We start from the raw sequence: 22,941 nt of genomic DNA, 5'->3' as shown, positions 1-22,941 counted from the left end.
CTTTGTCCTCTTTTGGCGCATTTCTTGCTTGTATTTGGTGCAATTTTGAAAATCTCATCAAAATTGCACCAATACACAGCATTTTAAATAAAGAGGTTCACATGGAAGCACTTAAACAGGGCGCAGACGCCTTGTTCATTCTCCTGGGCGGCATCATGGTGCTGGCCATGCATGCCGGTTTTGCATTTTTGGAACTGGGCACCGTGCGGCGCAAGAACCAGGTGAATGCGCTGGTCAAAATTCTGGTGGACTTCTCGGTCTCCACGGTGGTGTATTTTATGGTGGGCTACGGCGTGGCCTATGGCACCAGCTTCTTTGTGGGCGCCGAGGTGCTGGCGGCCAAAAACGGCTACGAACTGGTGAAGTTCTTCTTCCTGCTGACGTTTGCGGCAGCCATTCCCGCCATTATTTCGGGCGGTATCGCAGAACGCGCGCGCTTTTGGCCTCAACTGATTGCAACCGCCATCATCGTCGGCTTCATTTACCCCTTCTTTGAGGGAATCATGTGGAACCAGCACTTTGGCGTGCAAGCGTGGATCAAGGCGTTGACGGGTGAAGAGTTTCATGACTTTGCCGGCAGCGTGGTGGTGCATGCCGTGGGCGGCTGGATTGCCCTGCCGGCGGTGATCCTGCTGGGCGCGCGCAGCAATCGCTACCGCAAGGATGGCGCCATTTCGGCCCACCCGCCATCGAGCATTCCGTTTCTGGCGCTGGGCGCCTGGATACTGACCGTGGGCTGGTTTGGCTTTAACGTGATGAGTGCACAAACGCTGGACAAGATTTCGGGTCTGGTGGCCGTCAACTCATTGATGGCCATGGTCGGCGGCACGCTGGCCGCATTGGTGGCTGGCAAAAACGACCCTGGCTTTGTGCACAACGGCCCCCTGGCAGGCTTGGTGGCGGTGTGTGCGGGCTCCGACCTGATGCATCCACTGGGCGCACTGGTGGTGGGCGCTGCAGCAGGTACCATTTTTGTCGTGATGTTCACTTTGACCCAAAACAAATGGAAGATTGACGATGTGCTGGGCGTGTGGCCACTGCACGGGCTCTGCGGCACACTGGGGGGCGTGGCCGCCGGCATTTTTGGCAGCAAAGCAATGGGTGGTCTGGGCGGCGTTTCGCTGGGTGCCCAGCTGATAGGCACCGCCATGGGCGTCGTCTGGGCCGTGCTGGGTGGCTTGCTGGTGTACGGCATTCTCAAAGCAACCACCGGCTTGCGCCTGAGCCAGGAAGAAGAGTATGACGGCGCTGACCTGTCCATCCACAAAATCAGTGCCACGCCGGAGCGCGAAGCCAACTGGTAAGCGTCGCGCTGCACCTGCTTCATGGAACCTTTTCCCGTCAACCGCCGTTCGCAGCCACTGGATGGCATTCACACCCTGGCTGAACTCTTTGCATGGCGTGTGGCCCAAACGCCGCAGGCTGACGCGTACCAGGCGTACGACCCAGCCACCCGAAGCTGGACCCATATATCGTGGAAAGCGACCAGCGCACGCGTAGAGCGTGTGATGGCCGCTCTGGATCACCTGCAGCTGCCGCGCCAAGCGCGCATTGCCATCCTCCTGCCCAATGGCATGGACGCGGTCTGTATCGACCAGGCTGCGCTGGCGCTGGCCTGTGTTCCCGTGCCCCTGCACGCGTTGGACAACCCGGCAAGCATTGCCTACATCCTGAGCGACAGTGACACCTCAGTGCTGTTCGCACAGTCGCAGGCACAGTGGCAAGCCATTGCCTCCACCGGTGTACCGCTGCCCTCGCTGCGACAGGTGGTGATCACAGAACCCATGCCACAGGCACTGGCTTGCGCGAGCGCGCCATCCGTGGTCTCCTGGTGCGACTGGCTGGCCTCATCCGCAGCCGCGAGCAATGGACCACCCGCAGTACGAGGGCCTGCACACGACGAGCTGGCTGCTCTGGTGTACACATCAGGCACCACCGGCAAGCCCAAGGGCGTGATGCTCACGCATGACAATGTGCTGGAGAACGTGAAGGCCACATTGCAGCGCGTGGCCCCTGTGCCCGAAGACGTTTTTTTGTCGTTTCTACCCTTGTCGCACACGTTCGAGCGCACCGCCGGCTACTACCTGCCCATCGCAGCGGGCTGCTGCGTGGCGTATGCGCGCTCCGTCGCGCTGCTGTCCGAAGACCTCATCACCGTGCGGCCCACCGTCCTGATTTCTGTGCCGCGCATCTACGAGCGCGTCTACAGCGCACTCAAAGGCATGCTGGCTGGTTCGATACTGAAATCGCAGCTGTTCCAGTGGGCCCAGGCCGTGGGCTGGAGGCGCTTTTGCCGCACGCAGCATTTGCCGGTAGATGGCCACACGCCCGCGCTGCTCGATGCGCTGATTTGGCCGTTGCTCAACAGGCTGGTGGCCACGCCACTGCTGGCACGGTTTGGCGGCCGCCTGCGCGTGGCGGTCAGCGGTGGGGCCGCACTGTCGCAGCCCATCGCCCATTGTTTTCTGGGTCTGGGCTTGCCCATTCTGCAGGGCTACGGCATGACGGAAACGTCACCCGTAGTGGCTGTCAACGGACTCGATGACAACGACCCGGCCACCATTGGCCGGCCGCTGGCAGGGGTAGACGTCCGGATTGGCGATAACCGGGAGCTGCAAGTGCGCAGCCGCAGCGTGATGCGCGGGTACTGGAAGCGTGAAGCCGACACCGCGGCGGCTTTCATCGACGGCTGGCTACACACTGGCGATCAGGCGGCCATCGAGAACGGACGGATTCGCATACTGGGCCGCATCAAGGAGATCATTGTGACCTCCACTGGCGAGAAGATTGCACCGGCTGATCTGGAATTCGCCATCACCAGCGACCCTTTGTTCGAACAGGCCTATGCATTTGGCGACAACCGGCCGTTCATCGGCTGCATTGTGGTGTTGGGCCGATCCGGATGGGAGCGCATGGCCGAAGAACTGCATCTGGACCCCCATGCCAGCGACAGCCTGCTGGCGCCCGCCGCACGCGAAGCCGCCTTGCAACGCATTCGCGAACTGACTCGTGGGTTTCCGCACTATGCACAGCCGCGCGCCGTTGCCCTCTCACTGGAGCCCTGGACTGGCGAAAACACACTGATGACGCCCACGCTCAAGCTCAAGCGTAACAACCTGGCAGCCCATTTTTCAGCCGATATGGAGCGCCTCTACCGCCGCTGACTCCGCCTCGAAGGGGCTCAGTTACCTGGATTGGACTTGGCGCGGCGGGCCTCGCGCTGCATGAACAGGTAGAGCCCCTCCACCCTCTCGCGCGCCCACGGAGTCCTGCGCAAAAACTTCAGGCTGGATCCGACGCTGGGCTCGTGCGTAAAGCAACGCACCGGCACCAGCTCCCCCAGCTTGGCCCAACCGTAGTGCGCCTCCAGCGCGGTGACGATGGTTTCCAGCGTCAGGCCGTGCAAGGGGTTGCGGGCCTGGGGAACTGGCTTGGGCGGCTGGGGTTGAAATGGCAATTGCGGAGGTGTGTTGGGCATGGCCCCATTTTCGCACCCCCTGTCCACTTCACGCCAGCCGCCTGCGCCAGTAAGGGTCGACGGCCCACGAACCGCAACCAAACACCACCAAGGCCACCAACAACACACCCCAGGTGACATGTTGCTGCAGGGCAGCGGGTGCGATTTCGCTCAGGGAAATTACGGCCACGGCATTGACAACCGAGAGCCCCAGCGCAGCAAAACGCCCACCCAGACCCAGTATCAGCAAAACAGGCAAAACCAGTTCGCCCGCAGTCCCCATGGCGGCCGCCACGGCTGGCGACAGGAGCGGCACGTGGTACTCGTCGGCAAACAAGGACAAGGTGATGTCCCAATCGCGCAATTTGGTAAGCCCTGAAGCAAAGAAAACCTGAGCCACGTACAGACGGGCCAGCAAACTGGCCAACGGCTGCAGAGCGTCCAGCAGGCGATCCAGCCTGTCCCAGCCGTGCAGCAAGCGCATGAAGAAATTGCGTGGGGGCCGAAGCCCTGTCGGGGTGGTGGAAATCGCCATGGGACAGGTCCTGTCAGGAGAGAGAAAAGGGGGAGTGAATGGCCGCGGATATCAGACCGCTTTGCGCGGCGAGGGGTAACCAGGCGCTGAATTCCAGCGCCGCAGAGGCATCGAGTGCGTCCGCCAACGAACGACCCAGCAAGAGCGCCGCCAAAAAGTCCGCCTCACCCGCCCGTGCCACGCGCACCCGGGGACGGAATCCGTCCCTCCAGACAATAGCGTCCTGTGCAACCGGTCCACGCAACAAGGCACCAACCTCTGCAAAGGAAGGGGACTCATACAGGTGAGCCGCCACAACGCTGGCGGCTGGCCAGGGGCTGCGCAACACCGCACAACCCGGAGTCAGCTTCAATTGCAGATCAGCCGGATCCACCGTGGTCAACAAGGCCAGCGTGTGCAATTGGAGGTCTGCGTCAGGGGCGGTGGCACACCGGTGCAGCGCCCATTCGATTGCGGCCACATCGGACAAATAGGGCTCGTCCTGCAACTGCGCACTGCTTCGCACAAATTCAGACAGGGCATTGCCCCAGCAGGCCACATCACCCAGCACGGGCGGCTGCGCATGCCACAGGGCGCGGGCCAGGTCGGCAAAACTCTCCTCCCCCATCAGCTGCGCCAGCACCGGGTAGGCTGATTGCAAAGCGCGTTCAGCCAGCATGTGGCCATTGGTTTGATAGGCTTTCAGACCTCTAGCCCCCGTATCCATTGCGCAAGCAGCTATTGTTTTCATAGCATTTGCAGCAGGCCTGGCAAACAGCGCATTCAGCAAGGCCTGCTGCTGAATGGCCAGGGCGCTCATGCGGACGCCTGCGCCAAGGCAGCAGCGCAGACGGTGCGCGCGCGGCTGGCCTCGTCCAACAGCACGTCGAGTGCGGGAATAGCCGTGTCCCATTCGATGAGCGTGGGCACGTCACCGAAGCGGTGTACGGCATGCCGGTACAAATCCCAGACGGCATCGCACACGCGGCTGCCATGGTCATCGATCACGATGACGCCATGCGCATCGCTCACATGGCAATGTCCGGCCAGGTGCAACTCACCCACGGCACCCACAGGAATGGCATCGAGCCAATCACGACAGCAGCGCACGGGATCGGTCACGCGCCCGTCTCTTTGGGCATTCAGGGTGTTGACGTAAATATTGTTCACGTCCACCAGCAATTGGCAGCCGGAACGACGCGCCAGTTCCGCTAGAAATGAGGTCTCTGACCACGCCTGTTCTTCGTCCGAGGCATTCCAGGTCAGGTAGGCAGAGAGGTTCTCCACCAGGATCGGGCGTTGCAGGCGATCTTGCACCTGACCCACGTTGGCACACAGTACATCCAGTGCCTCTGTGGTGAAGGGCAAAGGCAGCAGATCTGCCGCATGCACCACGGCGCCCTGAAAATGGCCACGGGCGAACGAGGCATGGTCGCTCACACGCACCGGGTCGATGCGCTCCACCAGCTTGGCCAACTGATCCAGATGCCACGGGTCCAGCCCCACGGCCGATCCCAGCGACAAGCCCACTCCATGCAGGCTGATGGGGTAGTGCGCCCGCCCTTGCTCCAGCACAGCCAGCGCCGCCCCGCCGCTGGCAAAGAAATTCTCGGAATGGACTTCCAGAAAATCAAGGCCCGGGCGCCGCTCAAGCAGTTCGCCGTAATGCGGGTGGCGCCAACCGATGCCGGCCACCTTAGCCCTTCTTCATCATCTTGGCTTCGTCCATCGAGAGGCCCTTCATGTCTTTGCAAGTGCCCTTGGCCACGTATTTCCATTCCATCTTGTCCATGTCCACTTTGGACTGGCCCGCACAGGAATGGGCGCCGGAGATGCTAGCGCAATCGTTCTGGCCTGCTTTGGCGATACCAAAGCATTTCTCTTTTTCCTGTGCGGCAGCGGGCACCGCCATCATGGACAGGGACATCACCGCAGCTGCAGTTGCAGCAATCATTGCACGTTGGTTCATTTGGAGAACTCCTTAGTTGGACAAGTTGATAAACAACCAGGGAGCAGGAGCAAGTCATGCGCCGCCATGCTGGTTGCGGTTTAGTCAGGGTACAGGCAGCATTCTTACAAGCCATGCTTCCTCTTTTCAATTTCACGTAGCTCCTGGCCGCAAAATAACCCGCACTCCGATGCGCAATTACGGCGGAAAAGTGACTTCGGCGCGCGATAAAAAGCCATCAAAAATAAATTATTGGCAATAATTTTCAATCTGCCGCATAATGCAGTTGTATTGCCGGAAGTTCGGTGATGCGGGTTTGCGGTGATTTGCCAGTTTCGCGTCTGCTTTAAGTCTTCATTGGTTTGTTGATTGCGGGTTTGGACTCCATCGCGTTTTGAGTTATTTTGAGGAGTCCTTACATGGGCAACAAACTTTACGTAGGCAACCTGCCTTATTCTTTCCGTGACGAAGATCTGCAGCAATCGTTTGCAGCACACGGTACCGTTACCAGCGCCAAAGTCATGATGGAACGTGACACCGGCCGCTCCAAGGGCTTCGGCTTTGTGGAAATGGGTAGCGACGCTGAGGCACAAGCTGCCATCAACGGTATGAATGGTCAACAGTTCGGCGGCCGTGGTTTGGTCGTTAACGAAGCTCGCCCAATGGAGGCACGTCCTCCCCGCACTGGCGGCGGCGGCTTCGGTGGTGGTGCTGGCGGCGGTGGCGGCGGTGGTGGCGGTTACGGCGGCGGCGCTGGCGGCGGCCGTAGCGGTGGCGGCGGTTACGGCGGCGGCGCTGGCGGCGGCCGTAGCGGCGGCGGCGGTGGTGGTGGTTACGGCGGCGGCGGCGGTGGCCGTAGCAGCTACTAAGCAGCTACCGGGGTAATTCCCCAATCAAAAAAAGGACCTTCGGGTCCTTTTTTGTTGCCTGATCAAGCCAAAATACAATAGCTGGGCCCATTTGGTGCGACTCAAATCTCGTTGCTTCGCCGCTTTCTCGGCCGACCCGCGAACGCCTTGTCAAACACCCAATTGGGGAGTGCGCGCATCAACTTGGCAACCCAGCCCATCTGCCAGGGAATCACTTGGTAGGTTGCACCCGCTTCGATTGCGGCAAATGCTTTGTCAGCAAAGACATCTGGCTGCATCAAAAACGGCATGGTGTAGCGATTTTTTTCAGTCAGGGGCGTATCAATGTACCCCGGGCAGATCGTAACGACCTTCAAGCCGCTCGGACGCAACTCGCCGCGCAGGCTTTCGCAGTAGCTGATCACAGCCGCCTTGCTGGAGCAATAGGCGCCGTGCCCTGGCGATCCACGGATGCCGCCTACGCTGCCAATACCCACCAAGGTCCCGGAACCTCGCTGAACCATAGGATCAATGAAGGCATGAAAAGTCGCGGCCATTCCGATGTTGTTCGTCGCAAAGGTGCGCGCCATCACGTCCAGGTCACTCCGCTCAGCGGTATCCATCCCAATGCTCACACCTGCACAAGCAATGACCACATCCGGCACACCCTGGTTTTGTAGACACCGTTGGGCTACCGCGACGATGCTGTCAATGGAGGACACGTCGGCACTATAGATTTGATGGCGTTCTGCGGTGACGCCGCGCTGGGTTACCCATTGTTCCATTTCTTGTGTGCGCCGGGCGACCAGCGCCAGAGAATAGCCCGCCTGGTAGAAACGCCATGCCATCGCTTGGCCAATACCGCTGGAGGCGCCGGTGATGAATATCAGCTTGGACATGGATGCCTCTCACGAAAGATCATTTGTTGCCGGGAACCAGAGTACCTCTCACACGCCCGTGCAACTGCAAGACCTGATCCACATTGTCAAAGTCCAGACTGTCGGCGGTAAAACGATCGTTACCTCGCAATAATTCAACAGGTTTATGTGATTTCACTTGCTCCGTCTTCATGAAGGCATGCAGAAACTCACCCCGGTATTCCATGCGGGGCGCCGCTTGAGCACGATTGCCTGCATCAGCCTCACGCACCACGATAGCGTTGCCAAGCAACTGCACCTCAGAAGAATCCTCATTTGTCAGCCCCCGGTTGGCCGTAGCGGTGGTCAGGCGGCCTTTTTCATCAAACGAGCGGATCCGGATACTGTCAATCTCCATCCACTGGGTGTCCGGGTAGTGGCGGGCCTTCTCGCCCACCACTTCCGTTCGGATACGGCCGACCGAATCGAACGTTCTGACTGAAAACCCTTCCATGAAATAGTCGGGCTCGTGACTGAGCGGCTTCTCAACCAGCGGTCCGCTGACGGGGGGAGCGCTGCGAACCAGCCAATATGTGCCCAATGCCAGCAAGGCCATGAACGCCACAGGCAGATACAGCAGAAACCGGTCCCAGGCATCTTTGAGGATTGCCATTACTGGGTGTACTTTTCCAGCAAGTTAACGTAACGACCACTCGCAACCATGAGAATGTCGCAGAACTCGCGTGCGGCTCCATAGCCCCCGCGCGCTTTGGTGACGTAGTTCGCTGCCGCTAGCACTTCCACATGGGCATTGACTGGGGCGCAGGCAAAAGCACAACGTCGCATCACCGCAAGGTCCGGCCAATCGTCCCCCATGGCAGCGGCCTGAGTCCAGTCCAGTCCGAGCGCCTGGAGCGTGTCTTCGGCCGCAGGGCGTTTGTCCTCGGTTCCAAAATGGGCATGTTCGATGCCCAGTGCCTGCAGTCGTACCCGCAAAGGTTTGGAGTCACGCCCGGTGATAACCACTGGCGTAATGCCCGCCTGCATCAGCAGCTTGAGACCATGGCCGTCCAAGGTGTTGAAGCGCTTCAGGGTTTCACCCGCCTCGGAGAAAAGCAGCCCGCCGTCGGTCAACACACCATCGACATCAAAGAAGGCAACCTTTACGCCCTGTGCCAGCAGCAACAGCGCCGGATCGAAATGGATAACCGGTTTCATCAAATCACCTTCGCGCGCATCAAATCGTTGCTGTTCAGTGCGCCGCACAAACGGCCTTCGTTGTCGACCACCAGCACGCTGGTAATGCGCTTGCGCTCCATCAGATCAGCAGCGTCGACGGCCAGTGCTTTCGCATCGACGGTGCAGGGTGCGGGGTGCATGACTTCCTGCGCTGTTTTGGCACGCAAGTCGATGCCCTCTTCCACCAGGCGCCGTAAATCGCCATCGGTAAAAATGCCAAGCACATGGTTCGTGTTGTCCACGATCGCCGTTGCACCCAGTCCCTTGGCGCTCATCTCGCGCATCAGGGCGCTGAAACTCGCGTCTTGCAGCACCCGCGGAACAGCATCCCCTGTGCGCATCACGTCGCTTACATGGGTCAGCAGCTTGCGACCCAAGGCCCCACCCGGATGGGACCGCGCGAAGTCTTCCGCGCGAAAACCTCGCGCGTCCAGCAACGCCAAGGCCAACGCGTCGCCCAGCGCCAACTGCGCGGTCGTACTTGCGGTAGGCGCCAGATTCAATGGACAGGCTTCTTTGTCGACGGCACTGTCAAGCCAGAGGTCCGCATGCCTGGCCATGGTGGACTCGGCATTGCCCGTCATGGCAACCAGCGGCGCGCCCAGTCGCTTGAGGACTGGCAGGATGGCCGCCATTTCCTGGGATTCACCGCTGTTGGAAATCGCCAGCACCAAGTCTGCTGCGGTGATCATGCCCAAATCTCCGTGGCTGGCTTCCGCCGGGTGCACAAACATGGCTGGTGTGCCGGTAGACGCGAGGGTCGCAACGATCTTGCGACCAATGTGACCGCTTTTCCCCATGCCCATCACTACAACGCGGCCCTGGATTGCAAGAATCATAAAGACCGCTTGGGCAAAGGCTGCCCCCACGCGACTTTTCAGTCCCAACACAGCGGCTGCCTCAATATCAAATGTCTCATGCGCCAGCGCAATGGCACGTTGGGCTGAGGCGACTGAATTGGTCGGTACTTGATGGGTCATGCGCGTATTTTATAGAGCACCACAAGCATTGTTAGTATGTTGGCATGACCGGTCTTGAAATCACACTGCTCTACCTGATGGCCGCTGTGCTGGGGGTAGTGGTGTGCCGGTCTTTCAAGCTCCCGCCCATGCTGGGTTATCTGGTGGTGGGGATTCTGATTGGACCCAATGCCTTGGCGCTTGCTCAGGATTCCAGTGGCATCCGCTACCTGGCGGAATTCGGTGTGGTGTTTCTGATGTTTGTCATCGGGCTGGAGTTCAGCCTTCCCAAATTGCGCGCCATGCGACGCCACGTGTTTGGACTGGGCTTGTCTCAGGTAGCGCTCACGGTGCTGCTAACCACACTGGCTTCTCTGGGGCTCGGGTTGGTATTGCCAGCCTGGTGGAACGTGTCGTGGGAGGTGGCGGTAGCACTCGGCGGGATTATGGCCATGAGCAGCACGGCCATCGTGATCAAACTGGTCGCAGAACGGATGGAGCTAGAGTCCGAACACGGCAAACGCGTGGTCGGTATTCTGCTGTTTCAGGATTTGGCGGTGGTGCCGCTACTGGTGCTGATTCCCGCACTGGGTGCCGCCCCGGAGAACCTGCTGCCGGCGCTCGCGCTGGCTTTTTTCAAGGCGGTTGTGCTGCTGGGCGTATTGCTTACTGGCGGGCAGAAAGTCATGCGCTGGTGGCTCACGATCGTGGCGCGGCGCAAAAGCGATGAGCTGTTCATGCTTAACTTGTTGTTCATTACGCTGGGCTTGGCCTGGCTGACCGAACACGCCGGCCTGTCGCTGGCGCTGGGGGCCTTTGTTGCGGGCATGCTGATTTCAGAGACCGAATACAAGCACCAGGTCGAAACCGATATCCGGCCGTTTCACGACGTGCTCCTTGGCCTTTTCTTCATCACCATTGGCATGATGCTCGACTGGCGCCTGGTTCTGGAACGCTGGCCCCTGGTGCTTCTGCTCTTCACGCTGTCGCTGGCGTTCAAGCTTGCGCTGATCACCGCCCTCGCACGGGCTTTTGGTGCATCCATGGGCGTGGCCCTGCGCGTGGGCCTGTACCTTGCGCAGGCGGGCGAGTTTGGTCTGGTGCTGCTCACGCTTGCGGGCCAATACAACCTCGTACCCCCTCAGTTGTTCAACCCCATCCTGGCATCCATGGTTTTGTCCATGCTGGCAACCCCGTTCGTCATTCTCTACACCAACACAATCGTCATGCGGCTGGTGAGCAGCGACTGGCTGATGCAATCAGTCCAGATGACGAGCATCGCGCGCAAGGCCATCAATGCCGACAAACATGTGATTATTTGCGGCTACGGCCGATGCGGCCAGAATCTGGCGCGCCTGCTTGAAGCCGAAAGTATTCCCTACATGGCACTGGACTTGGACCCCGACCGCGTCCGCCATGCTGCTGCGGCCGGTCACTCCGTGGTGTACGGCGATGCCGCACGTCTTCAGGCTTTGATGGCAGCCGGCCTTCACCGTGCGAGCGCTGTAGTAATAACCTACCTTGATACCGCGAATGCCCTGCGGGTACTGCACCACACCCACGAGCAGGCGGTCAACGTACCGGTGGTGGTTCGCACTATTGATGACGTGGATCTGGAGAAGCTCCGACAGGCCGGCGCAACCGAGGTGGTGCCCGAAGCCATTGAAGCCAGCCTGATGCTGGCCAGCCATGCGCTGGCCCTGGTTGGCGTCCCCATGCGCCGGGTGATTCGTATTGTTCAGGACCAGCGCGACGCGCGGTACAACCTGCTACGCGGTTTTTTTCGAGGCTCTGACGACGATTCTGCAGACGAACTCCAGCATGAACGGCTTGCATCCGTCACCTTGCCCGCGGGTTCCAACGCCGCCCGGCGACCGCTGCGGTCTTTTGCTTTGCACGCGTTGGGCGTGCGTGTCGTCAGCCTTCGGCACGGAAACGGGAAGAGTGCGCTCACCTCAGATGATTCCGTGCTGGAAAGTGGCGACATCCTGGTGCTCTCTGGCAAGGCCGAAGCACTGGCGGTCGCCGAGCACAAATTGCTCAAGAGCTAGCGACAGCCAGCGCGGCCTAAGGGCACAATGGCAGTCCAATCCGATTTTCGACCCTTCTTTTGTGGTTCATCCATGCAGCACCTCAGCGTCAATCAGTACCTAAGAGACCACATACGCACCGTACCTGACTGGCCGGCGCCAGGTGTGCAATTTCGCGATATCACACCGCTATTGCAGGACGCCAAGGTGTTTCGCATCCTCATCGATGCTTTTGTCCACCGGTATATGGACCCTGCGATGCGCCCGGACGTGGTTGCGGGTCTGGATGCACGGGGTTTCATTCTGGGGGCCGTTGTCGCCTATGAGCTCAACGTCGGTTTTGTGCCCATTCGCAAGAAAGGCAAGCTGCCCTTCACGACCGTAGAAGAAACTTACGAGCTCGAATACGGAAGTGCGACGGTCGAGTTGCACACCGATGCGGTCAAAGCCGGTGACCGCGTGCTGTTGATTGATGACCTGATCGCGACAGGCGGCACCATGATGGCGGGCAGAAGGCTACTCGAGAAACTCGGTGCCCACGTGATGGAAGGTGCCGCCATTGTTGACCTGCCCGAGTTGGGTGGTTCGCAAAAACTCAGGGATTCCGGGTTGCCGCTGTTTACGCTGGTCGATTTCAGCGGAACCTAGTTCAAATCACCGTACTGGGTGCCACTCAAAGGCGATGGGCGCTCTTCGAGTTCCGTATCGGCAAAAACCGGATAGGACGCGGGGCTGTTCCGGCCTGGACGGACCACATGAACCGCAGCCAGCTCCGGTGATGGTGTTGGTGTTGGTTTCGCTGAAGCTACCGATGCCAGTGCTTGTTTGAACGCGGCGACCTCATCGGGTAGCAGTGGTTCGTGAGGTGATTGGGGTGTTGCGGTGGAGGGGCCATGGCTCAGCGGCGCCGGAGCGGACATGCGAGTCAGTCCTGCCGTGACGTGCTCGTTCACCCGCCAGTAAACCGCCGTCACCAGGATGTCGTAACGCGCTTTGGCGCTTTGTGCGATCAAGCCTTCAATTTCAGCCAAGCGGGTCGTTTCACCCAGATAGTGGCGCGCAATGTCCATCATGATCAAATACTGCCGGCCGCGCGAGTCCAGCGACAGCACCTTGAACTTGTAGCTCGACGACAATATCCCCGCGCCGGTCAGGGATTCACGTACCACGCCGTACAGTTGCTCCCGCCGCTCCAGACGCTCGCCCTTGCGATTGGCTGCACTGCCTGGCGCAGAAGCCGGCATTCTCACCCGTCCCCTCGGGGAGGTACTCAGCGGAATCGTGGGGTCTATGTGACCCAGACCCGAACTCACTGCCGCATCGCAGTATTTGCCTTGCGGTGCTTTTGAAAACCAGTTGAAAAGGGACATGCTTATTGCTTTCGAAGCCAACGAAAAAAACAGTGTACTGCAGGCTATTTTCCAATGCAAAAGCTGGAAAAGATCACGCCAAGCAGATCATCCGACGTGAACTCACCGGTGATATCACTCAAGGCATTCTGCGCCAGCCGCAGCTCTTCGGCCAGCAAATCCAGAGACTGGGCTTGTGCCGCCAAATGGCCGGCGGCCTCCATCAAATGCCCATCTACCCGGCGCAGCGCCTGGATGTGTCGTTCACGGGCAACGAATATGCCGCTGGTGGAGGCCTGCCAGCCCGCGGTCTCCAGCAGGATGCGCCGCAGTTGATCCAGCCCGGTTCCCGTTTTGGCGGACAGCGTGATGCCGGGGCGGGGCAAAGTGCTATTGGCAACCGCGACCGCATCAGCCTTGTTCCACACATCAATCACGGGAACATTCTTTGAGAGTTTTAGGGCGATAGCCCCCGTAATGTCTGCGTCAGCAGCTATGTAATTCATAGCATCTGAACGCGTTAGGTCGTGCAAGAACAAGACTGCATCCGCGCTTTCTATGGCTTCCCAGGCGCGTGCAATGCCGATTTTTTCAACGTCATCCTCGCTGGGGCGCAAACCGGCGGTATCGACCACATGGATTGGTACCCCTTCGATTTGGATCGTCTGTTGCACCTTGTCCCGGGTCGTTCCCGCAATCGGCGTCACGATGGCCAGTTCGGCACCGGCCAGTGCGTTAAGCAAGGACGACTTGCCCGCGTTCGGCTGCCCGGCAATCACCACGATGATGCCTTCGCGCAACAACGCGCCCTGCGACGCCCGCTGCATCACGGTGCGCAACGCCTCCTGCAACCGGTCCAGCTGCCCTTGGGCATCGGCTTTTTTCAGGAAGTCGATTTCCTCTTCCGGAAAATCCAGGGTTGCTTCCACCAACATGCGCAAGTGGATGAGCGCGTCGCGCAAGGTATGGATTTCACGCGAAAAAGCACCAGACAACGATTGTGTGGCGCTCCGCGCTGCGGCCTCCGTGCTGGCGTCAATCAAATCGGCGATGGCTTCGGCTTGCGCCAGGTCGATCTTGTCGTTCAGAAAGGCTCGCTCGGAAAACTCTCCGGGCTGGGCGATGCGCAACGCCGGCAATGACGCCACTCCGGAAACCGGATTCAATTGATGCGCGGCTTCCAGGCAGCGCGCCAGAAGCAACTGCAGCACCACGGGACCGCCATGGGCCTGAAGCTCGAGGACATCTTCGCCCGTAAACGAGTGGGGGCCGGGGAAAAACAGCGCGAGACCCTGATCAATGGGCACCCCCAAGCCATCATTAAAAGGAAGGTAGGTCGCCTCGCGCGGACGCAGGGTTCGGCCGAACAGCTGCAACACCAGTCCGCCCAGATTCTTGCCGCTGATACGCACAATACCCACCGCCCCGCGCCCAGGCGCGGTGGCGATGGCAGCAATGGGTTGGCTGTGGCGAGTCAACATAGTGGAAACACAAGGCCCAATGGTGAAGGGCCGCAATCAGCGGCCCTTGTGGATTACTTACCGAAACTTCGGCAGATTGAACTGCGGCGGCACGCCCATGCGGGTATTGATGACCCACTGTTGCAGAATGGACAGGGTGTTGTTCGTGATCCAGTACAGCACCAGGCCAGCCGGGAAGAAGAAGAACATCACGCTGAAGATCAGTGGCATGAACCACATCATCTTCGCTTGAATAGGATCCGGTGGCGCGGGGTTCAAAGCCGTCTGCAGCATGGACGTGGCTGTCATCAAGAGCGGCAGGATGTAAAACGGATCAGGCGAAGACAAGTCCTTGATCCACAAGATCCACGGCACATTGCGCATTTCCACACTGGAGAGCAGCACCCAGTACAGCGCAATAAACACCGGAATCTGGATCATGATCGGGAAGCAGCCACCCATGGGGTTGACCTTCTCTTCGCGGTAGATGCGCATCATTTCCTGCTGCATCTGCTGCGGGTTGTCTTTGAGACGTTCCCGCATTTCGGTGATCTTCGGATTGACCGCCTTCATCTTGGCCATGCTGGCATACGCTTTGGCGTTGAGCCAGTAAAAAGCGGCCTTGAGCAACACCACCAGTGCCACGATGGACCAACCCCAGTTCTGAATGAAACTGTGCAGCTTGTCGAGCAACCAGTACAGGGGCTTGGCAAGAATGGTCAGCCAACCATAGTCCTTGACCAGTTCGAGACCAGGGGCCAGGGCTTCCAGCATCTTCTCTTCTTGTGGGCCGGCGAAGAACTTGGCGTCAACCGCCTTGGTCGCGCCGGGCGCAATGGCGTCAACCGGAGTAATCATCGTAGCGCGATAGCAGCAATCTGCAACCGTAGAGCCGATGTCCACCGCATCCAGGGAGATCGTACGCTGTACGCCTTCAGGCAACATCCAGGCGCTTGCAAAGTAATGCTGCACCATCGCGACATAACCGTTCGAAGACTGCTTCTCAAAGTCTGCGTTCTTCTTCTTGATTGCGCTGAACTCCACTTTTTGGTACTTCTTGGCATCGGTGTAGACCGCGGGCCCGGTAAATGTGGAGTAGAACGACGACTCGCCCAGTGGCTTGTTGCCATCACGCACCAGTTGCAGGTACAGCTGAGGGGCGAGAGGAGCCAATGAGACGTTGGTCAACTCATGTTTGACCGCCATGTCATACGCACCGCGACGAATCGTGTAGGTCTTGACCAGTTTGATGCCGCCGACATCCGCAGAGGTGAACTTGATGACCAGTTCGTTCTCTCCGTCCTTCAGCGCACGTGCACCACTCACCGTCATGGGGGTCTTGTGGTTCGGAAAGACGCCCGCGGCACCGCCGCCAATCACACCGGTCTGCGCCAGATAAATGCGCTCCTTGCTGTCATCCAGCAAAACAAAATTGCGGGATTTGTCCGCCATATCGGAATGCTTGAGAAACTCGGTGCGGACCAGGGACCCACCCTCGGTATCGAACGTCATCTTCAGCACGTCGGTTGTTACCTCGAAACGCTCTTTGGGAGCAGCGGCAACGGCTGGCGCAACAGGCACCGCTGCAACCGGAGCAGGCTGACCGCCAACGCTGGGCACACTGGAGTCCGGTCCGCCGGAAACCACCGCGGGCACATTGACCGCAGCAGGCGTCGTCTGCTGGGCTGGGCTTGGGAAAAAAGTGGCTTTCTTTCCGTTATGCACTTGCCATTGGTCCCACAGCAAAACCATGGAAAAGCCAAAGATCACCCACAAAATGGTGCGGCGAATGTCGTTCATGAAGGTTTCTTTTCAGAGGGAGAAGAGAGCAGCCGGGTAAACAGCCGGGGAGGATTGGCCGGTATGGGGTCGTGTCCACCGGAACACCAGGGATTGCAACGCAGGATACGCGACGCGGTCAAATAGCTACCGGCACCCGCCCCGTGGGCCTGCAGTGCCTGCAACGCATAAACCGAGCAAGTAGGCTCAAACCGGCAAGAGGATCCCAACCAGGGACTCAAAACCAGTCGGTAAGCCTTGACGACACCCATGAGGAACGCACGCATCATGATGCAACAGGTGCTTTGACACGGGAAAACAATTGCACCAACTCGGCACGCACAGCCGATTTCAACGCCTCCGACGTGGCGCTGACAAACTGGGCGCGATCGAAACCCGAACGCAAACGCACGAGATGCGCGCGATCATTCAAGGCAGATTCAAATTCAGCACTCACGTTGTAAATCTGGCGTTTGATGGCATTGCGGGTTACGGCACGCTTGGCCCAGCGTTTGGGGACCATGGCACCCAACCAGACACCCTGAACCGGGAACAAGGCGGGTAGCACAGTCTTATTCACCATCGCCACGGGCTGCTCCAGCACACAACAATGCAGAGCAAAATGCGCCGTTCTGGCAAGCGTAGTTCCAGCCAGAACAGCCTGAAACTGTGGGCGCGTCTTCAATCGCTGCACGGTTCAGGACACCATTTGGAGAACAGCAAAGCAGCACACCAGCAGACTCGCGGTGGGCTTGATGGCGTTCGCCCGAAATCCGAACTTAGACAGCCAGACGCTTACGGCCCTTGGCGCGGCGCGCATTGATCACGGCGCGGCCGCCACGGGTTTTCATGCGAACCAGGAAACCGTGGGTACGTGCGCGGCGGATTTTGGAGGGTTGGTAGGTGCGTTTCATGTCAAATTCCTAATGGGCTCAGTTCAGATCCAGCAGCTTTAAATATGCGGACCTCAGTCAAATCACCCCGATCACAATCAGGGGAACCGTCGATTATCGCAAATTTTCTGAATCACGGCAACACCTTACGTCGGAAATGCGGCGTATCGCTGTAACTTGGGCATTCCGTTCCAAATTGTGGATAAGCGTTTGATAAATTACAATTGACGACACAGCAATTTATAACTATCCACAGAAGCTGAAAAGAAAATGTCCGAGGGACCCCTACCCAAACAAGCCATGTCACCCAGCCATGACATAGGCCAAAGTCTATGGCAAAGCTGTGTCGACCAGCTCGCCCAAGAGCTGCCGGAACAGCAGTTCAACACCTGGATAAAACCCCTCACCGCCCAGGTGCAGGAAGACTTTTCCAAAGTAACGATTTTTGTCGCAAATCGGTTCAAACTGGACTGGGTTCGCGCCCAATACAGCGGTCGTATATCGGCCTTGCTGGAAAAAATGTATGGCCAGTCCGTGCAAGTTGAGTTAGCGATCACTCCGCGAGAAAACGCTGTCAGAAGTACCTTTACACTTCCTGCCGCTGAAATGGTTCCGACGGAGGAAAGTAGCAGCCCAGGTGAATCCACTCCCTCAGGCCTACCCAAAAATCGCCTCAACCCGATGCTCACTTTTGAGACCTTGGTGGAGGGCACGGCCAACCGCATGGCACGCGCAGCCGCCATGCATGTAGCGACCATGCCAGGGCATCTTTACAACCCGCTGTTCATCTATGGCGGTGTCGGTTTGGGCAAGACCCACCTGATGCACGCGGTGGGCAACCGACTGCTGGTGGACAAGCCTGGCTCCAAAGTTCTCTACATCCATGCGGAACAGTTTGTTTCAGATGTGGTTAAGGCCTACCAACGCAAGACTTTTGACGAATTCAAGGACCGTTATCACTCACTGGATTTGCTCCTGATTGACGATGTGCAATTTTTTGCCAACAAAGATCGGACCCAGGAAGAGTTTTTTAACGCCTTTGAAGCGCTGCTCGCCAAGAAATCACACATCGTGATGACCAGCGACACCTACCCAAAGGGCCTAACCGACATCCATGAACGCCTGGTTTCCCGTTTTGACTCCGGGCTGACAGTGGCTATTGAACCGCCTGAGTTGGAAATGCGGGTCGCCATTTTGATCAACAAGGCGCGCGTCGAAGGCTCTGAAATGCCTGAAGAAGTGGCTTTTTTTGTTGCAAAAAACGTACGCTCGAACGTGCGGGAACTGGAAGGTGCGCTGCGCAAGATACTGGCCTATTCGCGTTTCAACCAGAAAGAAATCTCCATCCAGCTGGCCCGCGAGGCACTTCGGGACCTGCTGTCCATTCAAAACCGGCAGATTTCTGTGGAGAACATCCAGAAGACAGTCGCAGACTATTACAAGATCAAAGTCGCAGACATGTATTCAAAAAAGCGGCCGGCCAGCATTGCCCGGCCGCGTCAGATTGCCATGTACCTTGCCAAGGAACTGACACAAAAAAGTCTTCCAGAAATTGGAGAATTGTTCGGCGGGCGGGACCACACCACTGTTTTGCACGCCGTTCGGAAAATTGGCGGCGAACGCCAGCAGATGACCGAGCTCAACCAGCAACTGCATGTGCTGGAGCAAACGCTCAAAGGCTGACGAGGAATAAAACGCAAAAGCACCAAAAGTAGTGAATAAAACTGGGAAAATGGCTGGATTGACCAGAAATCGGAGCTGCTGGCTACCGATTCAAACGACAGATATTTATAAGAGGTTGACATGATCGTATTGAAGGCAACGCAGGACAAGGTTCTCTCGGTTCTGCAATCCGTAGCCGGAATTGTTGAGCGCCGTCACACGTTGCCCATTCTGGCCAACGTCCTTGTGCGCAAAACGGGAACCTCCCTGCAAGTCACGACCAGCGACCTCGAAATCCAGATCCGCACAACAGCGGAACTCGGCGGCGATACCGGCAACTTCACCAGCACGATCGGTGCACGAAAACTCATCGACATTTTGCGCACCATGCCTGCGGACCAAACCGTGTCTTTGGAATCCAGCCAAAGCAAGGTCATTCTCAAGGGTGGAAAGAGCAAGTTCACATTGCAAACCATGGCGGCTGAGGACTTCCCGCTGGTGCAAGAATCTGCCAACTTTGGCCCCGTGTTCAGCGTACCGCAAAAAACGCTCAAGAGCCTTTTGAGCCAGGTGTCTTTCGCCATGGCCGTTCACGACATCCGTTACTACCTCAACGGAATTTTGTTTGTAGCCGAAGGCAAGCAGTTAAGCCTGGTTGCAACAGACGGTCACCGACTGGCGTTTGCGTCTGCCACGTTGGACGTCGAAGTGCCCAAACAGGAAGTTATTTTGCCGCGCAAGACCGTCGTCGAGTTGCAGCGCCTGCTGTCCGATGCCGAAGGCGCGATTGAGATGCAATTCGCCAACAACCAAGCCAAGTTCGTTTTTGGCGGCATGGAATTTGTCACCAAACTGGTTGAAGGCAAGTTCCCTGACTACAACCGGGTCATCCCGAAAAACCACAAAAACAGCATCACGCTCGGACGTGCCGCCTTGCTGGCCACGCTGCAACGCACTGCTATTTTGACCAGCGACAAGTTCAAGGGTGTTCGCCTGAACATTGACCCCGGCACCCTGCGTGTCGCGTCCAACAACGCCGAGCAGGAAGAAGCCGTGGACGAGCTGGATATTGACTACGGCGGCGACAGCATTGAAATTGGTTTCAACGTGACGTACCTGATTGATGCACTCACCAATATGAGCCAGGAAATGGTAAAGCTGGAGTTGTCTGACGGCAACAGTTCCGCCCTTTTCACCATTCCCGACAACGCCACGTTCAAGTACGTGGTGATGCCAATGAGAATTTAATGCTACCAAAACAGTAGCGCCACATGACGCAAACCCCCGGTCTTCGGGGGTTTGGTCATTCCAGAGTTTGAGATTTAGCGAGAGAAGTTAGCCATGACCGACGAAAACAAACCCAATCTGCCCACAGAAACCAGTGGCGAAGCCGTACGCACTGGCGAGGGTGGTGCTGAGAGTTCCAACTTTCAGCCCACCATTGATGCGCATCAGGCGGGTGCATCCGAGGCTTACGGCGAAGGCTCTATTCAGATTCTGGAAGGACTGGAGGCCGTGCGCAAACGACCCGGAATGTACATTGGCGACACCTCCGACGGCACTGGTTTGCACCACCTGGTCTTCGAAGTGGTGGACAACTCCATTGATGAATCGTTGGCGGGCCATTGCGACGACATTCTGGTCACCATCCACTCCGACAATTCCATCAGCGTGGTGGACAACGGACGCGGCATTCCCACCGGCGTGAAGATGGACGACAAACACGAGCCCAAGCGCTCGGCCGCTGAAATTGCCTTGACCGAGTTGCACGCAGGCGGCAAGTTCAATCAAAACAGCTACAAAGTGTCCGGTGGCTTGCACGGTGTGGGCGTGAGTTGCGTCAACGCCCTCTCCAAAATGCTGCGCCTGACCATCCGGCGTGATGGCAAGGTTCACGTCATGGAGTTCAGTAAAGGCTTCGTGCAAAACCGCCTGATAGAGACCGTAAACGGCGTTGAAGTCTCCCCCATGCGGGTCATTGGCGATACCGAAAAGCGCGGCACCGAAGTGCATTTTTCGCCCGATCTGGAGATCTTTCAAACCAACTCGGATTTCCATTACGAGATCTTGAGCAAGCGCCTGCGCGAACTCAGCTTTTTGAACAACGGCGTCAAGATCCGGCTCAAGGACGAGCGCAGCGGCAAGGAAGACGACTTCTCGGGTGCCGGTGGCGTCAAGGGCTTTGTGAACTTCATCAACAAGGGCAAGACGGTGTTGAACCCCAACATCTTCCACGCCATGGGCGATCGGCAGAGCGACCAGCAAACCAACATCGGCGTCGAAGTGGCGATGCAGTGGAACAGCGGCTACAACGAGCAGGTGCTGTGCTTCACCAACAACATCCCCCAGCGCGATGGCGGTACCCACCTGACCGGCCTGCGCGCTGCGATGACCCGCGTCATCAACAAATACATTGACGACTCCGAGATCGCCAAAAAAGCCAAAGTGGAAGTCACGGGCGACGATATGCGCGAGGGCCTGACCTGCGTGCTTAGCGTGAAGGTGCCTGAGCCGAAATTCAGCAGCCAGACCAAAGACAAGCTTGTATCCAGCGAAGTGCGCGGCCCGGTGGAAGACATTGTCAGCAAGCTGCTGTTTGACTACCTGCAAGAGCGCCCGGCAGACGCCAAAATCATCGTCGGCAAGATCATCGAAGCCGCCCGCGCCCGCGAAGCCGCCCGCAAGGCCCGCGACATGACGCGGCGCAAAGGCGTGCTCGACGGCATGGGCCTGCCGGGCAAGCTGGCTGACTGCCAAGAAAAAGACCCGGCGATGTGCGAAATCTATATCGTCGAGGGCGACTCCGCCGGAGGCTCTGCCAAGCAAGGCCGTGACAGAAAGTTCCAGGCTATTTTGCCCCTGCGCGGCAAGATCCTGAACGTGGAAAAAGCCCGTTATGAAAAGCTGCTGACCAGCAACGAAATCCTGACGCTTATCACCGCACTGGGCACCGGCATCGGCAAGGCCGGCGGCACTACGGGCAATGACGACTTCAATGTCGCCAAGCTGCGTTACCACCGCATCATCATCATGACCGATGCCGACGTTGACGGCGCTCACATCCGCACACTGCTGCTCACCTTCTTTTACCGCCAGATGCCCGAACTGGTGGAGCGTGGCCACATCTACATTGCGCAGCCTCCGCTGTACAAGGTCAAGGCTGGCAAGGAAGAGCTGTACCTCAAGGATGGTGGCGCACTCGACAGCTTCCTGCTGCGCATTGCCCTGGTGAATGCCTCCGTCTTCACGGGTGGCCCCAATGGCACCACTATTGCCGGAGATACGCTGGCCGAGTTGGCGCGCAAACACCAGATCGCACAAAGCGTCATTGCCCGTCTGAAAAACTTCATGGATGCCGAAGCCTTGCGCTCGGTGGCAGATGGCGTGGCCCTGAATCTTGATACCGTGGCGGATGCCGAAGTATCGGCTGCCGCCCTGCAAGCCCGCTTGCCTGACGCCGAAGTGGCTGGCGAGTTCGACGTGCGTACCGACAAACCCATTTTGCGCATCAGCCGTCGCCACCACGGCAACGTCAAGAGCAGCGTGCTGACGCAGGACTTTGTGCATGGTTCCGACTATGCTGCGCTGGCCGAAGCGGCCAACACCTTCAAGGGCCTGCTCAGCGAAGGTGCCCGCGTGATGCGCGGTGAAGGCGAACGGGCCAAAGAAGAAAAAGTGTCCGACTTCCGCGAAGCGATGGCTTGGCTGATTGTTCAAGCGGAGCACGCGACCAGCCGCCAGCGCTACAAAGGGCTGGGTGAAATGAACCCCTCCCAGCTGTGGGAAACCACCATGGACCCAACCGTGCGCCGCTTGCTGAAGGTGCAGATCGACGATGCGATTGAAGCGGACCGCGTGTTCACGATGCTGATGGGCGACGAGGTGGAGCCCCGCCGTGAATTCATCGAGGCGAACGCGCTTAGAGCCGGCAACATTGACGTCTAAG

23 protein-coding genes are annotated in these 22,941 nt (G+C 58.4%); 8 read left to right on the top strand and 15 right to left on the bottom strand.

The features are described 5' to 3' along the window. Positions 1–101 precede the first annotated feature (101 nt). Entirely contained in the window at positions 102–1,304 is a 1,203-nt protein-coding gene (locus tag AC097W_RS08075) for an ammonium transporter (protein WP_479601974.1), read from the top strand. A gap of 21 nt (positions 1,305–1,325) precedes the next feature. Continuing rightward, positions 1,326–3,164, top strand: a complete 1,839-nt coding sequence (locus tag AC097W_RS08070) for an AMP-dependent synthetase/ligase (protein WP_479601973.1) — start codon at positions 1,326–1,328, stop codon at positions 3,162–3,164. Between the two features lie 17 nt (positions 3,165–3,181). On the opposite strand, the gene AC097W_RS08065 is transcribed toward AC097W_RS08070, so the two are convergent. Genes AC097W_RS08065 through AC097W_RS08045 form a run of 5 tightly spaced genes read right to left on the bottom strand, consistent with a single transcriptional unit; the run spans position 3,182 to position 5,940 of the window. Beyond that, entirely contained in the window at positions 3,182–3,478 is a 297-nt protein-coding gene (locus AC097W_RS08065) for a VF530 family protein (RefSeq protein WP_479601972.1), read from the bottom strand. A 28-nt stretch (positions 3,479–3,506) separates the two neighbouring features. After that, entirely contained in the window at positions 3,507–3,992 is a 486-nt protein-coding gene (locus tag AC097W_RS08060) for a DoxX family protein (protein WP_479601971.1), read from the bottom strand. 13 nt (positions 3,993–4,005) lie between these two features. After that, entirely contained in the window at positions 4,006–4,791 is a 786-nt protein-coding gene (locus AC097W_RS08055; protein WP_479601970.1) for an HvfC/BufC family peptide modification chaperone, read from the bottom strand. Beyond that, complete coding sequence (bufB, locus tag AC097W_RS08050) at positions 4,788–5,666, bottom strand: MNIO family bufferin maturase (protein WP_479601969.1); 879 nt, start codon at positions 5,664–5,666, stop codon at positions 4,788–4,790. Before bufB ends, AC097W_RS08055 begins: the two co-directional genes overlap by 4 nt. A 1-nt stretch (position 5,667) precedes the next feature. After that, positions 5,668–5,940 (bottom strand): BufA1 family periplasmic bufferin-type metallophore, encoded by a 273-nt coding sequence (locus tag AC097W_RS08045; protein ID WP_479601968.1) that lies wholly within the window; start codon positions 5,938–5,940, stop codon positions 5,668–5,670. 398 nt (positions 5,941–6,338) lie between these two features. On the opposite strand from AC097W_RS08045, the gene AC097W_RS08040 reads away from it, so the two are divergent. Next, entirely contained in the window at positions 6,339–6,788 is a 450-nt protein-coding gene (locus tag AC097W_RS08040; RefSeq protein WP_479601967.1) for an RNA recognition motif domain-containing protein, read from the top strand. A gap of 101 nt (positions 6,789–6,889) precedes the next feature. On the opposite strand, the gene AC097W_RS08035 is transcribed toward AC097W_RS08040, so the two are convergent. Genes AC097W_RS08035 through AC097W_RS08020 form a run of 4 tightly spaced genes read right to left on the bottom strand, consistent with a single transcriptional unit; the run spans position 6,890 to position 9,843 of the window. After that, positions 6,890–7,666 carry an SDR family oxidoreductase gene (locus AC097W_RS08035; RefSeq protein ID WP_479601966.1) on the bottom strand — a complete coding sequence of 259 codons (777 nt, stop codon included), beginning with the start codon at positions 7,664–7,666 and terminating at the stop codon, positions 6,890–6,892. A 19-nt stretch (positions 7,667–7,685) separates the two neighbouring features. Beyond that, positions 7,686–8,297 carry an LPS export ABC transporter periplasmic protein LptC gene (gene lptC / locus AC097W_RS08030; protein WP_479601965.1) on the bottom strand — a complete coding sequence of 204 codons (612 nt, stop codon included), beginning with the start codon at positions 8,295–8,297 and terminating at the stop codon, positions 7,686–7,688. Next, entirely contained in the window at positions 8,297–8,842 is a 546-nt protein-coding gene (locus tag AC097W_RS08025) for a KdsC family phosphatase (RefSeq protein ID WP_479601964.1), read from the bottom strand. The genes lptC and AC097W_RS08025 overlap by 1 nt, the downstream gene beginning before the upstream one ends. Further along, complete coding sequence (locus AC097W_RS08020; protein WP_479601963.1) at positions 8,842–9,843, bottom strand: KpsF/GutQ family sugar-phosphate isomerase; 1,002 nt, start codon at positions 9,841–9,843, stop codon at positions 8,842–8,844. The genes AC097W_RS08025 and AC097W_RS08020 overlap by 1 nt, the downstream gene beginning before the upstream one ends. Before the next feature lie 44 nt (positions 9,844–9,887). Here AC097W_RS08020 and AC097W_RS08015 point away from each other — a divergent pair, with 44 nt between their 5' ends. Further along, positions 9,888–11,873 carry a cation:proton antiporter domain-containing protein gene (locus AC097W_RS08015; RefSeq protein ID WP_479601962.1) on the top strand — a complete coding sequence of 662 codons (1,986 nt, stop codon included), beginning with the start codon at positions 9,888–9,890 and terminating at the stop codon, positions 11,871–11,873. 72 nt (positions 11,874–11,945) lie between these two features. Next, entirely contained in the window at positions 11,946–12,500 is a 555-nt protein-coding gene (locus AC097W_RS08010) for an adenine phosphoribosyltransferase (protein ID WP_479602078.1), read from the top strand. Here AC097W_RS08010 and AC097W_RS08005 read toward each other — a convergent pair. The 6 genes from AC097W_RS08005 to rpmH form a co-directional block, all read right to left on the bottom strand. Next, positions 12,497–13,222, bottom strand: a complete 726-nt coding sequence (locus AC097W_RS08005; RefSeq protein ID WP_479601961.1) for a hypothetical protein — start codon at positions 13,220–13,222, stop codon at positions 12,497–12,499. The genes AC097W_RS08010 and AC097W_RS08005 overlap by 4 nt on opposite strands. 44 nt (positions 13,223–13,266) lie before the next feature. Then, complete coding sequence (gene mnmE, locus AC097W_RS08000; protein ID WP_479601960.1) at positions 13,267–14,682, bottom strand: tRNA uridine-5-carboxymethylaminomethyl(34) synthesis GTPase MnmE; 1,416 nt, start codon at positions 14,680–14,682, stop codon at positions 13,267–13,269. A gap of 57 nt (positions 14,683–14,739) precedes the next feature. Further along, complete coding sequence (gene yidC / locus AC097W_RS07995; protein ID WP_479601959.1) at positions 14,740–16,461, bottom strand: membrane protein insertase YidC; 1,722 nt, start codon at positions 16,459–16,461, stop codon at positions 14,740–14,742. After that, entirely contained in the window at positions 16,458–16,730 is a 273-nt protein-coding gene (gene yidD, locus AC097W_RS07990; RefSeq protein ID WP_479601958.1) for a membrane protein insertion efficiency factor YidD, read from the bottom strand. The genes yidC and yidD overlap by 4 nt, the downstream gene beginning before the upstream one ends. Continuing rightward, complete coding sequence (locus AC097W_RS07985) at positions 16,727–17,134, bottom strand: ribonuclease P protein component (protein ID WP_479601957.1); 408 nt, start codon at positions 17,132–17,134, stop codon at positions 16,727–16,729. The genes yidD and AC097W_RS07985 overlap by 4 nt, the downstream gene beginning before the upstream one ends. A gap of 85 nt (positions 17,135–17,219) precedes the next feature. Further along, positions 17,220–17,354: a 50S ribosomal protein L34 gene (rpmH, locus tag AC097W_RS07980; RefSeq protein WP_006299042.1), complete on the bottom strand. Its 135-nt coding sequence runs from the start codon at positions 17,352–17,354 to the stop codon at positions 17,220–17,222. A 249-nt stretch (positions 17,355–17,603) separates the two neighbouring features. Between rpmH and dnaA the strand changes: the two genes are divergently transcribed. From dnaA to gyrB, 3 genes are all read left to right on the top strand, one after another. Beyond that, the gene (gene dnaA, locus AC097W_RS07975) at positions 17,604–19,016 is read left to right on the top strand and encodes a chromosomal replication initiator protein DnaA (protein WP_479601956.1); all 1,413 of its coding nucleotides are present in this window, start codon (positions 17,604–17,606) and stop codon (positions 19,014–19,016) included. A gap of 120 nt (positions 19,017–19,136) precedes the next feature. Then, positions 19,137–20,243 (top strand): DNA polymerase III subunit beta, encoded by a 1,107-nt coding sequence (dnaN, locus tag AC097W_RS07970; RefSeq protein ID WP_479601955.1) that lies wholly within the window; start codon positions 19,137–19,139, stop codon positions 20,241–20,243. Between the two features lie 93 nt (positions 20,244–20,336). After that, a complete protein-coding gene (gene gyrB / locus AC097W_RS07965; RefSeq protein ID WP_479601954.1) occupies positions 20,337–22,940 on the top strand; it encodes a DNA topoisomerase (ATP-hydrolyzing) subunit B in 2,604 nt (867 codons plus the stop codon). Position 22,941: the final 1 nt, after the last annotated feature.

It is taken from the genome of Rhodoferax sp. GT1R46, from assembly GCF_056521285.1.
Note: the sequence above shows the minus strand (reverse complement) of the source record. Positions and strands in the feature narration are given on the sequence as shown.